Origin of the sequence: Curtobacterium sp. VKM Ac-2861 (assembly GCF_013204965.1) — a bacterium.
GTDB lineage: Bacteria > Actinomycetota > Actinomycetes > Actinomycetales > Microbacteriaceae > Curtobacterium.
This window is the reverse complement of the sequence record NZ_JABMLA010000004.1, coordinates 51793-68459: the sequence shown is the minus strand read 5'-3', so window position 1 is coordinate 68459 and position 16667 is coordinate 51793. Positions and strand designations below refer to the sequence as shown.

Genomic DNA, 16667 nt, shown 5'->3' with positions numbered 1-16667 from the left:
CGTAACCCCCGACCTCCTCAGGTCGTGCTCTTGCTGACGCGACGCGTCGCTTGCTGCTTACGCGTCCTGACGCTTCAGGCGGGCGTACGAGCGCTGGCGGGCCTGCGCGTCGAGCTCGACCTTGCGGATGCGGACGACGGCCGGGGTGACCTCGACGCACTCGTCCTCGCGCGCGAACTCCAGGCACTCCTCGAGGGAGAGCTGGCGCGACGGCGTCATCGACTCGAAGGAGTCGGCGTTCGCCGAACGCATGTTCGTGAGCTTCTTCTCCTTCGTGATGTTGACGTCCATGTCGTCGGCGCGCGAGTTCTCGCCGATGACCATGCCCTCGTAGACCTCTTCGGTGGGGTTGACGAAGAACGTCATCCGCTCCTGCAGGTTCGTGATGGCGAACGGCGTGACGACACCCGAGCGGTCGGACACGATCGAGCCGTTGATGCGGGTCTGGATCGGGCCGGCCCACTCGTCGTAGCCGTGCGAGATCGCGTTGGCGATGCCGGTGCCGCGGGTCTCGGTCAGGAACGACGTGCGGAAGCCGATCAGGCCGCGCGACGGGACGATGAACTCCATGCGCACCCAGCCGGTGCCGTGGTTCGTCATGTTCTCCATGCGGCCCTTGCGAGCGGCCATGAGCTGGGTGATCGCGCCGAGGTATTCCTCCGGCGTGTCGATCGTCATGTGCTCGTACGGCTCCTGCAGCTTGCCGTTCTCGTCACGCTTCGTGACGACCTGCGGCTTGCCGACGGTGAGCTCGAAGCCCTCGCGACGCATCTGCTCGACCAGGATGGCGAGCGCGAGCTCACCACGGCCCTGGACCTCCCACGCATCGGGGCGACCGATGTCGAGGACCTTGAGCGAGACGTTGCCGATGAGCTCGCGGTCGAGGCGCTCCTTGACCATGCGGGCGGTCAGCTTGTGCCCCTTGACCTTGCCGACGAGCGGGCTGGTGTTCGTGCCGATCGTCATCGAGATCGCCGGGTCGTCGACCGTGATGGTCGGCAGCGGGCGGACGTCCTCGGGGTCGGTCAGCGTCTCACCGATGGTGATCGTGTCGAAGCCGGCGACGGCGACGATGTCACCGGGGCCCGCCGACTCGGCCGGGTAGCGCTCGAGGGCCTTGGTGATGAGGAGCTCGGTGATGCGAGCGTTCACGACGGTGCCGTCGTGCTTGACCCACGCGACCGTCTGGCCCTTCTTCATCGTGCCGTGGAAGATGCGCAGCAGCGCGAGGCGACCGAGGAACGGCGACGCGTCGAGGTTGGTGACGTGGGCCTGCAGCGGGTGCTGGTCGTCGTACTTCGGCGCGGGGACGTGCTGCAGGATCGCTTCGAACAGCGGCTCGAGGTCGTCGTTGTCGGGCAGCGAGCCGTCGGCCGGCTTGTTGCGCGACGCGGCACCGGCACGACCCGAGGCGTAGACCACGGGGACGTCGAGGATCGCGTCGAGGTCGAGGTCGTCGACCTCGTCCGACAGGTCGGACGCCAGGCCGAGGAGCAGGTCCTGCGACTCGGAGACGACCTCGTCGATGCGGGAGTCGGGGCGGTCCGTCTTGTTGACGAGCAGGATCACCGGGAGCTTGGCGGCGAGCGCCTTGCGGAGCACGAAGCGGGTCTGGGGCAGCGGGCCCTCGGACGCGTCGACGAGCAGGACGACACCGTCGACCATGGAGAGGCCTCGCTCGACCTCACCACCGAAGTCGGCGTGACCCGGGGTGTCGATCACGTTGATGGTGATGGGGCCGTCCGCGCCGAACTCGGTCGCGTGCTTGCCGTTGTAGAGCACCGACGTGTTCTTCGCGAGGATCGTGATGCCCTTCTCGCGCTCGAGGTCGTTCGAGTCCATCATGCGGTCTTCGCCCTCGAAGTGGGCGTCGAACGAGTTGGTCTGCGTGAGCATCGCGTCGACGAGGGTGGTCTTGCCGTGGTCGACGTGTGCCACGATGGCGACGTTGCGCAGGTCGGACCGGGTGGCGAGCGCCATACAGGACATCCTTCAATTTCTGGGAGAGTGTCGGGCCAGTGATTTGTCGGCACCGCACCCGCGGGCAGAACGCCCGACACGCCAGTCTACCGGTAGTTCGCAACCGTCAGGAGTACAGCAGATGAGCCGACGGCGAACGTGGGTCGAGATCACCATCGTGCTGCTGCTCTCACTGGGTGCCAGCGCGCTGTACTCGATCCTCCAGATCATCGACGACCTGTCGCAGACGACCCCGCTCGGCGAGCAGTCCACGGCGCTCAACACCTCGTCGACGACGGTGCAGTACGTCGACCTGGCCCGGCAGCTGCTCGGCATCGCAGTGGACCTGGCACCGGTCGCGCTCGTGTGCTTCCTGTTGTGGAGCACGTCGCGCCCGCACCTGTCCCGGCTCGGCATCGACCGGTTCCGGGTGAAGCCCGACCTGGGCGGTCCGGCGCTCATCGCGCTGTGCATCGGGATCCCGGGGCTCGCCCTGTACTTCGCCGGGCGTGCGCTCGGCATCACGGTGAACGTGGACCCCGCTGCCCTGAACTCGTACTGGTGGACGGTGCCGGTCCTGCTGCTGTCCGCGATCCGCTCGGGCTTGCAGGAAGAGGTCATCGTGATCGGGTACCTCTACGCCCGGCTCGGCGACCTGGGTTGGGGGCGGTGGCAGGTGATCCTGTCGACGGCACTGCTGCGCGGGAGCTACCACCTGTACCAGGGCTTCGGCGCGTTCGTCGGCAACGCCGTGATGGGCATCGTGTTCGGCTGGATCTACACGAAGTGGGGCCGCCTGATGCCCCTGATCATCACGCACTGCCTGCTCGACGCCGCGGTGTTCGTCGGGTACCCCTGGGTCGCGAGCGCGTTCCCCCGGTTGTTCTCGTAGCGTGAGCACATGAGCATCCCCGAGGTCGGCGAGTCCGCGCCGACGTTCACCCTGCCGGGCATGATCGTCCGCGACGGGGTCCGCACCGACGACGAGTACGACCTGTCGTCGGAGATCGGCCGGACCGTGGTGCTCGCCTTCTACCCCGGCGACGCGACGGCCGTCTGCACCGCGCAGCTGTGCAGCTACCAGGCGGAACTCGACGAGTTCGACGAGCTGGGTGCAGTGGTGTGGGGCATCAGCCCGCAGGCCCTCGACTCGCACGAGACGTTCGCACGCGGCTCCTCGCTGACGTTCCCCCTGCTGAGCGACACCGCCGGCTCGGTGATCCGCGACTACGGCGTGCGCGCGCCGGGGATCGGACTCCGTCGGTCGGTGTTCGTGATCGGCCCCGACGGGGTCGTGCGGTGGCGGCACGTCGGCCTGGTCGGTCTGCGGTTCCCGACGGCCGAGACCATCCGAGAACAGATCGAACTGCTCGTCTCGTGACCGGATCCTGCGACTGACGCCGTTCCCGGCGTGGGGGTTTCCCGAATCCGTCGCCATGGGGTATTGACACCCGAACTGGGGGCGACGACCATTGTCGGCACGAGAGGTCCATGAAGGATCTGCCTCCCCGGGGAATCGGGTCGTCCGGAGATACGCGCTGGTGTGTCACACCCGCTCCCCGGGCGTCTCCGGGGAGGCATCTCGTAACCTCGTCCGGTGCACACCACCATCGTCGCCCCGGGTCTCCGTCGTCTCGCCATCGTCCTCTGGGTCGTCGCGGTGGCGCTCGTCCTCCTGGCACTGCTCGGTGGCAGCAACCCGTGGCTCGTCCCGGTCCCGAGCATCTGCATCGCGTTCGTGGCGTGGGCCGCGCTCTGGCGTCCGCGGGTCGAGCTGACGCCCGAGCACCTGCGGATCGTGGATGTCCGCCGCACCAGTACCTACACGTGGTCGCGCGTCACCGAGGTGCGCACCAAGTACGGCATCGAGGTCGTCACGAGCGAGGGCGTCCGCCGCGTCTGGACCGCGACGCGCCCGACGGCGCGGCTCACCGCGCAGGTCCAGGGCCGACCGGGAGGCCCGGATCACCTCGACGTCGACGCTGCGGCCGCGCGGATGCTGGCCCTCGTACCCGCCCCGGCTCCGCAGGACGGCCCACCACCCGCGACCGTGACGGCGGCGCCGATCACCCACCGGGTGCACGGCTGGACGGTCCTGGCGTTCGTCGTGCTCGGGATCGCGGCGTCGCTCGCGGCGGCCCGGCTGTAGCGCCCGGAGTCCTCTCCCGTCGACGCAGAACGACACCCCCGACGTCGTGCGACGTCGAGGGTGTCGTTGCGGGTCGTGCGACCGCGGGACTACTTGGTGTAGCCCACGTCCTGCCACTTGACCGAGGACTGCTGGAACTGCGCGGGCCCGTAGTTCACGAGGTCCTTGCGGACGCCCCAGGCGTACGGCTCGGCGAACAGCGGGATCGTGCCGGCGACGGCGACGATCTTCTTGTCGATCGCCTGCGCGTCCTTGATGCGGGCATCCGGGTCGAGCTCGCCGTTCGCCTTGTCCCATGCCGCGCCGAGCGAGTCGTCCGTCACACCGGTGTAGTTCTGACCGGCGTCGGCGGGGTAGTAGATCGACTTGAGCGACGAGATCGGGAACGGCGTGCCCTGCCACGCGAAGTACGTGGCGTCGAAGTCACGCGTCGTCGTGGTGATGTACTTCGTGAAGAAGTCGTCCGAGGGGACGGTGTCGATCGTGACCTTGAAGCCGGCGAGCTTCGTCTGCTGCTGCACGAGCTGTGCGACGTTCGCCGAGTTCGGGTTGTCCGACGGGATCACGAAGCGGACGTCGAGTTCCTTGCCGCCCTTGGTCGCGTAGCCGTCCGAGCCGACCTTCCAGCCGGCGTCCTCGAGCTTCGACTTCGCCTTGTCCGTGCTGTAGCCGTAGACGCTCGAGACGTCGTCCTCGTACCCCTGCTGACCCGGCAGGTAGACGAGGTTGTTGAGCACGTCACCCGGGCTCTTCACCGGCGACAGGATCGCCTGGGCGAGGACCTTGCGGTTGATGGCCTGGGCGAACGCCTGGCGCACGTCCTGGTCCTTGAAGACGTCCGAGGTGCCGTTGAGCGTGATCTGCCGCTGCGTGGTGCCGAGCGAGCGCTCGATCTTCGAGTCGGAGCGCGAGTTCGCCGTCTTGAGGTTGTCGGCGCTGCCGTTCAGGTTGAACGCGTCGAGTTCCTTGTTGCCGTACGCCTGCGCGACACCGTCACGCGAGACCGTCTTGAAGACGATCGTGTCGAGCTTGCCCTCGTCGCCCCACCACTTCGGGTTCTTCTCGAAGGTCACGACGCCGCCGTTGGCGTCGAAGGACTTCAGGATGTACGGACCACCTGAGACGTAGGTCTTGCCGTCGGCGGCGTACGGGCCCTTGGCCCAGGCCTTGTTGAAATGGTCCGGGGTGTCGACGGCCCAGTACGGGTAGATCGCGGTCAGGACGCTCGCCCAGTCGGCGTTCGTCTTCGAGAACGTCATGATGACGTCCCGCTCGTCCGAGCCCTGCTTGACCGAGTCCACGTCCTCCCAGACGTTGGTGGACAGCGGTGCGAAGGCCTTGTCGGAGCCGTTCAGCGCCTTCCAGTTCGCGATGACGTCCTTCGCGCTGATCGGGGTGCCGTCGGACCACACGGCCTTCGGGTTGATCTTGATCTCGACGGTCTGGGGCGAGTCCTTGGTCAGCTCGACGGACGTCGCGTAGTCCTTGTTCGCCTCCCAGTCGCCGTTCTCCTTGAACTGGATGAAGCTCGGCAGGTAGGTCTGCGAGATCGTCGTGTCGTCGACGGTCCCCGAGTCCAGGTTGAGCAGCTGCCAGTTCGCCGGTGCGGTGTCGATCGGCAGGGTGATCGACCCGCCGTCCTTGACGTCCGCGCGGTCCGCGACGGTCCAGCCGGTCGACTTCAGCGTCGACTCGGCGACTGCGGAGCTGCTGTTGCCCGCCTGTCCACCGCCGGAGCAGCCGGCCAGCACGACGGCCGCAGCCGCAGCGGTGGCCAGCACGGCGATGCCCTTGATCCTCTTTCGCATGGCGAGGATTCCCTTTCGTTGTGGTTCGCGCAGTTCGCGCTGGAACGCGACGACCCCCGCCGCCACGCCTGTTGGTTGAGAACCCTAGTCACATCCGAAGGCTCCACAAGGGGTGATGCGCGGAATCGAAACATGCTCGTAACGAATGTTGCATAGCGTCACAACAGAAGTCCCACCCCTCCGTCGCGAACGGCTAACCTGTCGCCACCGACAACGCCGTCCGGACGGACGGCCGCACCCCACGAGGTCCCAGTACATGCTTGCCTTCATCGCAAAGCGGATCGTCAACTACATCGTCCTGACGATCGTCGCGACGACCCTCGGTTACATCCTCGCCAGCAGCACCCTGAACCCGGCTGCCCGGTTCCTGGGCCGCAACCCGGCCGTGCCGCAGGGCACGATCGACGAGTCCCTGCGGAAGCTCGGTGCCGATCCGGGCACCCCGCTCATCGTCCGGACCTGGACCTGGTGGTCGAACCTGATCACGCACGGATCGCTCGGCATGAGCACGCGCGGCACCGAGGTGACGGCCGACATCGTCGCCCGCTCCGGCACGAGTCTGCGCTTGCTGGTCATCGGCACCCTGCTCGGCGCGATCCTCGGGGTGCTGCTCGGCGTGTGGAACGCCGTCCGCCAGTACCGCACGTCGGACCAGGTCTCGACGTACCTGTCGTTCGCGGTGCTCGCCACCCCGACCTTCGTCATCGCGGTCGTCCTGATGATCCTGGCGACGGCGATGAACCAGGGGCTCGGCACCCAGGTGATCCGGTTCACGGGTGAGTACACGCCGGGGGTGAACGGGTTCTTCCCCGTGCTCGGCGACCGACTGATCCACCTGTTGTTACCCACGATCTCGCTGACGGTCGGCGCCGTCGCCACGTACTCGCGGTACCAGCGCTCCGCGATGCTCGACGTGTTGTCGAACGACTTCATCCGCACCGCGCGGTCGAAGGGCCGGACGCGCGGATCGGCCATCATGCGCCACGGCGTCCGCGTCGCCCTCATCCCGATGTCGACGTTCTTCGCGTACTCGTTCGGGCTGATCCTGACCGGTGCGAGCATCACCGAGCTGGTCTTCAGCTGGCACGGCATGGGCGAGTACTTCGTCCAGGGCATCACCAACAACGACATCAACGCGGCCTCGGGCACGATCCTCTTCACGGCGATCCTCGTGCTCATCGCAGGAACCCTCGCGGACCTGCTCTACGCCGCGCTCGACCCGCGAGTGAGGGTGTGACCCGTGTCTGTTCTCGACCCCACGACCACGACCACTGCCGGTGACCCCGGTGACGGCAACGCCGGCACCCCGGCGCACGTCATCGAGGTCAAGGGCGGCCGCACGCCGCTCTGGCGCAAGGTGTTCGGCACCTGGCGTGCCCGCATCGGTGGCGGCGCCCTGCTGCTCATCCTGCTGTGGGCCTTCGTCGGCCCGCACCTGTACCACTGGAACGCCGTTGACTCCGACGGTCTGGCGTTCGGCATGCCGCCGAGCGCCGCGCACTGGTTCGGCACGAACGACATCGGCCAGGACATCTACGCGCAGACGCTCGTCGGCCTGCAGAAGTCGCTGCTCATCGGCCTCATCGCTGGTCCGGCCGCCACGCTGATCGCCGGCATCGTCGGTGCGATCGCCGGCTACTTCGGCGGCACCGTGGACCGCGTGCTCGTGTGGGTCATCGACCTGCTGCTCGTGATCCCCTCGTTCTACGCGCTCGTGCTCCTCAGCCCGGTGTTCAAGAACCTGACGTGGGTGGCGCTCATCGTCGGCCTCGCGGTGTTCAGCTGGATGGTGATGGCCCGCGTCATCCGCGGCCAGACGATGTCCCTGCGCGAACGCGACTACGTCAAGGCCGCCCGCTTCATGGGCGTCCCCTCGTTCACGATCATCCGACGGCACATCCTGCCGAACGTGGCGTCCCTGCTCATCATCGACGCGACGCTCGGCGTCGGGGCCGCGATCCTGGCGGAGAGCTCGCTGAGCTTCTTCGGTTTCGGCATCCAGATCCCCGACGTCTCGCTCGGCACCCTGCTCGCCGCCGGCAGCCAGTCCGCCGTCACCCGCCCGTGGCTGTTCGTCCTGCCCGCCGCGACCCTCGTCGCGACCGTGCTCTCGACCAGCCTGCTCGGCGACGCCCTGCGCGACGCCATCGACCCCACCTCCGGAGCCAACCGTGACTGAGCCGCTGCTGACCGTGTCCGACCTGTCGGTCACGTTCAACCCGAAGACCAAGCCCGTCTACGCCGTCCGCGGGGTCGACTACACGGTGGCCCCCGGCGAGTTCCTCGGGATCGTCGGCGAGTCCGGCTCCGGCAAGTCGGTGTCCTCGATGGCCGTGATGGGTCTGCTCCCGTCGTCCGCCCACGTCGAGGGCAGCATCCGCTTCGACGGCCAAGAGCTCCTCGGCAAGAACGACCGCGAGATGTCCCGCCTGCGCGGCGGCGACATCGCGATGGTGTTCCAGGACCCGCTGTCCGCCCTGACACCCGTGTACACGATCGGCCAGCAGATCATCGAGGGGCTGCGACTGCACGACCGCTCCCTCACCCAGCACGCTGCCCGCACCCGCGCCGAGGAGCTCCTGCGCGTCGTCGGCATCCCGAACCCCGCTCGGCGCCTCGACGCGTTCCCGCACGAGTTCTCCGGCGGCATGCGGCAGCGCGCGATGATCGCCATCGCCATCGCGAACGACCCGAAGCTGATCATCGCCGACGAGCCGACCACCGCGCTCGACGTCACGATCCAGGCGCAGATCCTCGACGTGCTGCAGACGGCGAAGGACATGACCGGCGCCGCCGTGGTCCTGATCACGCACGACCTCGGAGTCGTGGCCGGCAACGCGGACCGCGTCGCCGTCATGTACGCGGGCCGCATCGTCGAGACGGCTCCGGTCGAGCCGCTCTTCCGCGAGCCCGTCATGCCGTACACGATCGGGCTCCTCCGCTCGATGCCGAACATGACCGCGGCCCGCACCGAACGGCTCGTGCCGCTCGAGGGCCGCCCGCCCCTGCTCACGCAGAAGCCGACCGGCTGCCCGTTCGCCGATCGCTGCCCCGCGGTCATCGACGCCTGCCGCGACGGTGAGCCCGCGCTGGTCGAGCCGACCGTCCCGCAGAGCGGCGACAACCCGGTCCTGACCGGGACCGTCCCGACGATCGGCAACGGCACGCTGCTCGACGACCACACCGCCGCGTGCATCCGTCGCGACGAGATCGCGGCGGGCACCCTCGAGCGGTCGGAGATCTTCCCCCGCCCCGAGGACATCCCCGAAGCGGCGGTCGACCACGGCGACGACGTCGTCCTCGAGCTCACCGACGTCGTCAAGACGTTCCCGCTCACCAAGGGCGCGCTCTTCCGCCGGCAGATCGGCGAGGTGCACGCAGTCGACGGCATCTCCCTGACGCTCAAGCGCGGGCAGGTGCTCGGCCTGGTCGGTGAGTCCGGCTGCGGCAAGACCACCACGATCATGGAGATCCTCGAGCTCGCCGGCGCCCAGCAGGGCACCATCCGGGTGAACGGCGTCGACACCGCGTCGCTGTCGAAGAAGGACCGCCTGGCGATCCGCCGCGACATCCAGGTCGTGTTCCAGGACCCGATGGCGTCGATCGACCCCCGGCTCGACATCGGTTCGGTGATCGGTGAACCGCTGACGGTGCACGGGGTCGCGAAGGACGAGATCCGCCGCCGGGTCCGCGAGGTCCTCGAGCTCGTCGGGCTCGAGCCGAGCTACATCGACCGGTACCCGCACGAGTTCTCCGGCGGCCAGCGGCAGCGCATCGGCATCGCCCGGGCGCTCATCGTCGAACCGAAGATCCTCGTGCTCGACGAGCCAGTCTCGGCGCTCGACGTCTCGGTGCAGGCCGGCGTGATCAACCTGCTCGAGGACCTGAAGCACCGCCTCGGCCTGTCGTACCTGTTCGTCGCCCACGACCTGTCCGTCGTCCGGCACATCGCCGACGACGTCGCGGTCATGTACCTCGGGCGGATTGTCGAGTACGGCGACGGCGACAAGGTGTTCTCCGACCCGCAGCACCCGTACACGCGGGCGCTGCTGTCGGCCGTTCCGGTGCCGGACCCGTCCGCCGAGGCCGCCCGCGGGCGGATCTTGCTCGACGGCGACCTGCCCTCCCCCACGGAGCGCATCGACGGCTGCCGGTTCCGCACCCGCTGCCCGCTCTACCAGCTCCTCGACGAGGGCCGGCAGGAACAGTGCCGCACCGTCGACCCGCGCCTGCAGGACGTGCACGGCCGTGGTGTCGCGTGCATCCAGACCGACCAGGAGCACCTGCTCACCGAGCGCGTCGGCGCGGTCGTCTGACGACGCGGGTCACGTTCACCGTTCCACATCGTGAGCAGGAATGGTCGGGTCCCGTTGGCGGACCCGACCATTTCTGCTCACCAAGCGCGGCAGTGGACGTGACCAGAGGACGGACGGGAGGCCCGGCGCACGTCGTGCGCCGGGCCTCCCGTCCGTCTCGTGGTCGCGATCGCGAGCCGCGTCAGGCTCCCAGCCACAGGCTGAGCAGCGAGGCGGCGAGCAGCGCCAGCGCCGCTGCGCCGACCGCCAGGGCCGGCACGTCCCAGCCGCGCTCGGCGTCGCCGTCACCGGCGACGGCACGCTGCTCAGCCCACCGGTCGAGCAGCACGGTCATCTCGTCCGGCTGGCGCAGCACGGCACGCTCGCCGCGCCGGGCCGGCTTCGGCCGGGGCAGCGATGGGCCGCCCCAGCACTGCACGCGACGGCCTGCGACCGTCTCGATGACGATCTGCCAGCGGAGCTTGACGTCGGCGACCGCGTGCCACGGCACCACGGTGCGGCGGAGCGGGTTGACGACGGTGACGGCCGTGTCGTCGATGCGGATGCACGGGCGGTACGTGAGCACCCACAGGACCCAGACCAGCACGGCGATCGGTCCGACGGCGTCGAGCACCACGATCCAGCTGCCGCGCACCGCCGCGTCGACCAGCAGGAAGAGGCCCAGGACGGCGACGAGGCCGGCCGCCACGGCGCCTCCGCGACCAGCGCGGAGGACGACGGGACGTCCGGCCTCGTTCGTGTCCAGCAGGATCAGCGTCCGAACTCGAACCCGGCGCCGGGGATGGCAGCCAGGAGGTCCTTCGTGTACTGCTCCTTCGGGGCGGCGAAGACCTCGTCGGTCGTCGCCTTCTCGACGATCTTGCCCTGGCGCATGACGCACACGTTGTCCGCGACCAGGCGGACGACCGCCAGGTCGTGCGTGATGAACAGGTAGGTCAGGCCGAGTTCGGTCTGCAACTCCGTCAGCAGGTCGAGGATCTGCCCCTGCACGAGCACGTCGAGCGCGGAGACGGCCTCGTCGAGGACGATGACCTCCGGCTTGAGTGCGAGCGCGCGCGCGACGGCGATGCGCTGCCGCTGCCCGCCCGAGAGCTCGTTCGGGTAGCGGTTGACCATCGACTTCGGCAGCGCGACCTGGTCGAGCAGCTCGAGCACGCGGGCTCGACGCGACGCCTTGTCGCCCACCTTGTGAGTGGCGAGCGGCTCGGCGATCGTGTTCCCGACGTTGTACATCGGGTCCAGCGAGCCGTACGGGTCCTGGAACACCGGCTGCACGCGGCGGCGGAAGTCGAAGAGGTCCTTGCCCTTCAGCGCGCCGATGTCGATGCCGTCGAACTGCACGGTGCCGCTCGAGATGCTCTCGAGCTGCAGCACCAGCTTGGCGACGGTCGACTTGCCCGAACCGGACTCGCCGACGAGCGCCGTGGTGGTGCCCTTCGGGATCGCGAACGACACGTCGTCGACGGCCTTGAGCTCGCGGGTGGCGAGGCTCTTGCCGCGCAGCTTGTAGATCTTCTCGAGGTTCTTCACCACGATGAGGTCCTCGGCGGGACGGTGCTCCCGCTCCTGCGCCCGGGCGATGAGCTCGGCGTCGTCGTTGCCGGCGTCGGCGATCTCGATGCGCTCGTGCTGCACCTTCGACTGGATGCGGCGGCTCGCGAGCGAGGGCGCCGCGGCGACCAGGCGCTGCGTGTACGGGTGCTGCGGGTTGGCCAGGATCTCCTTCGAGGGACCGGCCTCGACGACCTGGCCCTTGTACATCACGACGAGCTTCTCGGCGCGCTCGGCGGCGAGGCCGAGGTCGTGCGTGATGAACAGCACCGAGGTGCCGAAGTCGCGGGTCAGGCTCTCGAGGTGGTCGAGGATGACGCGCTGGACCGTGACGTCGAGCGCGCTCGTCGGCTCGTCGGCGATGAGCAGCTGCGGGCGGCTCGACAGACCGATGCCGATGAGCACACGCTGTCGCATACCGCCGGAGAACTCGTGCGGGTACTGCTTGAGGCGGGTCGAGGCGTCGCCGAGGCCGGCCTCCTTCAGGACCTCGATCGCACGGTCGCGGACGGCCTTCTTGCCGGTGGCCATGCCGTTCGCACGGATCGCCTCCTCGACCTGGAAACCGATCGACCACAGCGGGTTGAGGTTCGACATCGGGTCCTGTGGGACGTAGCCGATCTCCTTCCCGCGGATCTCGGACATCTCCTTGTCGCTCAGCCCGACGAGCTCGCGCCCGTTGAACTTGATCGACCCGCCGGTGACCTGACCGGTGCCGGGCAGCAGCTTGATGATCGCCTGGGCGCTCGTCGACTTGCCGGAACCGGACTCGCCGACGATGGCCAGACGCTCGCCCTGCTCGAGGGTGAGGTCGACACTGCGCACGGCCTGCACGAGACCGGACTGCGTCTTGAAGCCGACCTGCAGGTTGCGGATCTCGAGCAGCGGGGCGCCGTCGGCGTTGGTGCGTCGGCCGGTGGGGTTGGTCAGCGTCTCGCTCATCGGCGGGCCCTCGCCTTCGGGTCGAGCGCGTCGCGCACCACGTCACCGAGGAGCAGGAACGCGAGCACGGTGATGGACAGCGCGGCCGACGGCCAGAAGATCGTCGACGGGTTGGTGCGGATCGACGTCTGCGCCGTGCCGATGTCGAGACCCCAGCTGAGGGCCGACGGCGGCAGTCCGATGCCGAGGAACGACAGGGTCGCCTCGGCCACGATGAACGTGCCGAGCGACACGGTCGCGACCACGATGACCGGAGCCAACGAGTTCGGGATGACGTGGCGCACGAGCGTCCGGAACCGGCTGACGCCGAGGGCCGCCGACGCCATGACGTAGTCGGCCTGCTTGGCGCTCAGGACGGCACCGCGCATGATGCGGGCGATCTGCGGCCACGCGAAGGCCGAGAGCACGAGCGCGACGGTGATCGCGTTCCGCGCGGGGATGACGGACATGATCACGATCGCACCGAGGACGGTGGGGATCGAGAAGAAGATGTCACCGATGCGGGACACGATCGTGTCGAGCCAGCCGCCGTAGAACCCGGCCAGGGCACCGATCACGATGCCCACGATGGACACCAGGACCGTCGCGACGATGCCCACGATGAGCGAGTTCTGGGCGCCCCAGATCACGCGGGCGTAGACGTCGGAGCCCTGACGCGTGAAGCCGAGGATGTGCCCGGCCTCGGGTCCGCCGTCACTGTTGTCGAGGTTCGACGCACGCGGGTCGACGTGGGCGAAGAGCCCGGGGAAGACCGCGACGACGATGATCAGCAGGATCAGGATCGAGGAGATCCAGAACGTCGGGCGGGTCCGCATGGACTCCCAGGCGTCGGTCCACAGCGAACGGGTCTTCTCGTCCTCGTTGACCTGGTCGATCGCCTGCAGGGGCGTTTCCTCCAGCGGGGCGACGAAGTGCGTCGCCGAGCGGGGTGCGGCGTTACTTGGCATAGCGGATCCTCGGGTCCAGGACGGCGTAGAGCAGGTCCACCAGGAGGTTGGCGAGCATGAAGATGATGACCATCACGGCGACGAAGGAGACCACCGTCGGGCCCTCGCCGAGCTTGACGGCGCGGAACACCGTGCCGCCGACACCGTTGATGTTGAAGATGCCCTCGGTGACGATCGCACCGACCATCAGGTTGCCGATGTCGACACCCAGGTAGGTCACCACGGGGATGAGCGAGTTCCGGAAGATGTGCACGCCCACCACTCGACGACGGGGCAGGCCCTTCGCGGTCGCGGTACGCACGAAGTCCGCCGTGGTGTTCTCCGCCACGCTCGCGCGGGTGAGCCGCACGATGTAGGCGAACGACACGGACGCCAGCACGATCGCCGGCAGGATCAGTTCGTCCCACGGCGCCTGCCCGGACACCGTGACCCGGAACAACCCGAGCTTGATGCCGAACACGTACTGCAGCACGAACCCGACGACGAAGGTCGGCACCGAGATGAGCAGGAGCGACACGACCAGGGCGGTGGCGTCGAAGAGCTTGCCCTTACGCAGACCCGCGATGACGCCGACGACGATGCCGGCGACGGCCTCGAACACGAGCGCGAGGATCGCGAGGCGAGCGGTGATCGGGAACGCCGAGGCGAGCTGCTGGCTGACCGGCAGACCCGAGTAGGTCACGCCGAGGTCGCCGCGGAACACCCCGCCGATCCAGAGCAGGTACTGGACGATGAACGGCTTGTCCAGGTTGTACTGCTGGCGCAGGGTCTCGATGACCTGCGGCGACGGCTGGCGGTCGCCGAACAGCGCTGCGATGGGGTCGCCGGGCAGCGAGAACACCATGAAGTAGATGAGGAACGTGGCCCCGAAGAACACGGGGATGAGTTGCAGGAGGCGCTTGCCGAGGTACCAGAGCATCAGATCCCTGCCCGGTCCGGAGCGATGTCGATCAGGTTCATTGTGGTGAGGGGTGGACGTTCCGAGGGTCGGCACGGATGTCCGGTTCGGGCGGCGGCGCCCGATGTGGTGGGGAGGTGTTGCCGCCGAGGTACGGGGGTTCGAGGACCGTTGTGGTCCCCGAACCCCCGTCCGGTGGTCGCGAGGCAGGATACCTGCTCGCGCTTTGGTCTCTGGGAGACCTAGATCAGTTCTTGACCTCGATGTCGTAGTACAGCGGCACCGAGTTCCAACCGAACTTCACGTTGGACACGTTGTCTGCGTTCCAGACACCGGTGACGTTCGAGTACCAGAGCGGGATCTCCGGGAGGTCCTTGAACAGGAGCTCCTGGGCCTGGTCGAAGGCCTTGTTGCCCTCTTCGACCGTGGCGGCCGAACGGCCCTCGGCGAGCAGCTCGTTGTACTCCTTGGAGTCGTACCGCGAGTAGTTGTTCGACGAGCCCTCACCCATGGTCGGGCCGAGGAAGTTGTACAGCGACGGGTAGTCGGCCTGCCAACCGGTGCGGCTGCCGCCCGTGAGCTTGTCGTTCGTCTGGAGGTCGAGGGCCTCCTGGAACGTCGGGATCGCGTTGCCCTCGGCCTTGATGCCGAGCGTGTTCGAGATCGAGTTCGTGACCGCGGTCACCCACGCCTCGTGCCCACCGTCGGCGTTGTACGTGATGGTGAGGGTGTCGTCGTACTTCGAGATCTTGTCGGCCTCGGCCCACAGCTTCTTGGCCTCGGACTCGTTGTAGTCCAGGACGTCGGAGCCGTCGAGGTCGTCGTTCCAGCCCGCGATGACCGGCGACGTGAAGTCCTTCGCCGGGGTGCGCGTGCCGTCGAAGATCTTGTCGGTGATCTGCTTGCGGTTGATGGCCATCGAGACGGCCTCACGACGGAGCGTGCCTTCCTCGCCCTTCCAGTGGTCGAGGTAGTACGGCAGGTAGATCGCCTGGAAGATGGCGGCCGGCTGGTTGACGTTCGAGTCCGGGAAGTCCGACTTGTACGTCTTGAAGGCGCTGTCCGGCACGGCGTCGAGGACGTCGAGGTTGCCGCCCTGCGCGTCGGAGTACGCGGTGTCCTGCGAAGCGTAGAACGTGATCGTCAGACCACCGTTCTTCGGCTTGCGCTTGCCCTCGTAGTCCTTGTTGGTGACGAGCTTGATGGACTGGTTGTGCGTCCAGGCCTTCTTGCCGTCGAGCTTGTACGGACCGTTGCCGATCGGGTTCTCACCGAACGCCTTGGTGTCGTCGTAGAACGAGGACGGCAGCGGCACGAACGCCGAGTAGCCGAGCGACAGCGGGAAGTCCGACTGGGCCGACTTCAGCGTGACGGTGAACTCGTCGTCGTCGACGACCTTGAGGCCCGTGAGCTCCGAGTCCTTGTCGGCGTTGTAGCCCTCGATGTTCTCGAAGAAGTAGCTGGCGCCCTGGGCGTTCGACTTCTGCGCGGCCCAGTTCCAGGCCTTGGTGAAGGACTCCGCGGTGACCTTCTCGCCGTTCGTGAACGTGTAGTTCGTGTTCAGCTTGATGTCGAAGGTCTTCGAGTCATCGGTGTCGATGCTCTTCGCGACCTCGTTGACGGACTTGCCGTCGGCGTCGTAGGACACGAGGCCCTCGAAGAGCGAGTCGATGATCTTGCCGCCACCGGTCTCGGTGGTGTTCGACGGGATCAGCGGGTTCTGCGGCTCGCTGCCGTTGGTCGTGACGATGCCGGAGGCGTTGGACGAGCCCGAGCCACCCCCACTGTTGCTGTTGCTGGAGCAGGCGGTCAGGGCGAGTGCTGTGGCCCCGAGCACGGCGAGGGCTGTGAGCCCGGCGCGCTTCTTGATCAAGGTTCCTCCTGGTGCATGGGACGCGCAAGGGCACAGCGGTGTCACCCGGGCGCGTTTGACATCTGCACTGTAGGCAAGGTGGACAGCAGCCTCCAAACCCTGGAGCGAACGGTTACAAGCCGGTAACCAACTTGCACGATCCTTGCGAGAAGATGCAAGATTCGCGCGCTTGCTGAACGCCCTCGCGCTTTTGTTGCATCTGCATGAAACTTGTTGCACTGCGA

The 16667-nt window shown here is 67.8% G+C and carries 13 protein-coding genes; 6 read left to right on the top strand and 7 right to left on the bottom strand.

Going from position 1 to position 16667, the window contains the following annotated elements:
• Positions 1–57: 57 nt before the first annotated feature.
• A complete protein-coding gene (gene typA, locus HQQ88_RS11300) occupies positions 58–1980 on the bottom strand; it encodes a translational GTPase TypA (RefSeq protein WP_111084979.1) in 1923 nt (640 codons plus the stop codon).
• A gap of 121 nt (positions 1981–2101) precedes the next feature.
• Between typA and HQQ88_RS11295 the strand changes: the two genes are divergently transcribed.
• From HQQ88_RS11295 to HQQ88_RS11285, 3 genes are all read left to right on the top strand, one after another.
• Complete coding sequence (locus HQQ88_RS11295; protein ID WP_123294108.1) at positions 2102–2851, top strand: CPBP family intramembrane glutamic endopeptidase; 750 nt, start codon at positions 2102–2104, stop codon at positions 2849–2851.
• Positions 2852–2860: 9 nt separating this feature from the next.
• Complete coding sequence (locus HQQ88_RS11290) at positions 2861–3340, top strand: peroxiredoxin (RefSeq protein ID WP_173169494.1); 480 nt, start codon at positions 2861–2863, stop codon at positions 3338–3340.
• A gap of 216 nt (positions 3341–3556) precedes the next feature.
• The gene (locus tag HQQ88_RS11285) at positions 3557–4108 is read left to right on the top strand and encodes a PH domain-containing protein (protein ID WP_173169493.1); all 552 of its coding nucleotides are present in this window, start codon (positions 3557–3559) and stop codon (positions 4106–4108) included.
• An 89-nt stretch (positions 4109–4197) separates the two neighbouring features.
• On the opposite strand, the gene HQQ88_RS11280 is transcribed toward HQQ88_RS11285, so the two are convergent.
• A complete protein-coding gene (locus HQQ88_RS11280; protein ID WP_173169492.1) occupies positions 4198–5916 on the bottom strand; it encodes an ABC transporter family substrate-binding protein in 1719 nt (572 codons plus the stop codon).
• Positions 5917–6172: 256 nt separating this feature from the next.
• On the opposite strand from HQQ88_RS11280, the gene HQQ88_RS11275 reads away from it, so the two are divergent.
• From HQQ88_RS11275 to HQQ88_RS11265, 3 genes are read left to right on the top strand one after another with little or no spacing between them, the layout of a single operon-like run.
• Positions 6173–7153 carry an ABC transporter permease gene (locus HQQ88_RS11275; protein ID WP_123294112.1) on the top strand — a complete coding sequence of 327 codons (981 nt, stop codon included), beginning with the start codon at positions 6173–6175 and terminating at the stop codon, positions 7151–7153.
• A 3-nt stretch (positions 7154–7156) separates the two neighbouring features.
• Complete coding sequence (locus HQQ88_RS11270; RefSeq protein ID WP_123294113.1) at positions 7157–8095, top strand: ABC transporter permease; 939 nt, start codon at positions 7157–7159, stop codon at positions 8093–8095.
• Complete coding sequence (locus tag HQQ88_RS11265; protein ID WP_123294114.1) at positions 8088–10232, top strand: dipeptide ABC transporter ATP-binding protein; 2145 nt, start codon at positions 8088–8090, stop codon at positions 10230–10232. The genes HQQ88_RS11270 and HQQ88_RS11265 overlap by 8 nt, the downstream gene beginning before the upstream one ends.
• A 181-nt stretch (positions 10233–10413) precedes the next feature.
• On the opposite strand, the gene HQQ88_RS11260 is transcribed toward HQQ88_RS11265, so the two are convergent.
• From HQQ88_RS11260 to HQQ88_RS11240, 5 genes are all read right to left on the bottom strand, one after another.
• Positions 10414–10920, bottom strand: a complete 507-nt coding sequence (locus HQQ88_RS11260; protein WP_173169491.1) for a PH domain-containing protein — start codon at positions 10918–10920, stop codon at positions 10414–10416.
• A 62-nt stretch (positions 10921–10982) separates the two neighbouring features.
• Positions 10983–12725, bottom strand: a complete 1743-nt coding sequence (locus HQQ88_RS11255; RefSeq protein WP_123294116.1) for an ABC transporter ATP-binding protein — start codon at positions 12723–12725, stop codon at positions 10983–10985.
• A complete protein-coding gene (locus HQQ88_RS11250) occupies positions 12722–13672 on the bottom strand; it encodes an ABC transporter permease (protein WP_173169490.1) in 951 nt (316 codons plus the stop codon). The genes HQQ88_RS11255 and HQQ88_RS11250 overlap by 4 nt, the downstream gene beginning before the upstream one ends.
• On the bottom strand, positions 13662–14591 hold the full coding sequence (locus HQQ88_RS11245; RefSeq protein ID WP_111084968.1) for an ABC transporter permease: 930 nt from the start codon (positions 14589–14591) through the stop codon (positions 13662–13664). The genes HQQ88_RS11250 and HQQ88_RS11245 overlap by 11 nt, the downstream gene beginning before the upstream one ends.
• Positions 14592–14817: 226 nt before the next feature.
• Positions 14818–16443 (bottom strand): ABC transporter substrate-binding protein, encoded by a 1626-nt coding sequence (locus HQQ88_RS11240; RefSeq protein ID WP_173169489.1) that lies wholly within the window; start codon positions 16441–16443, stop codon positions 14818–14820.
• Between the last annotated feature and the right edge of the window lie 224 nt (positions 16444–16667).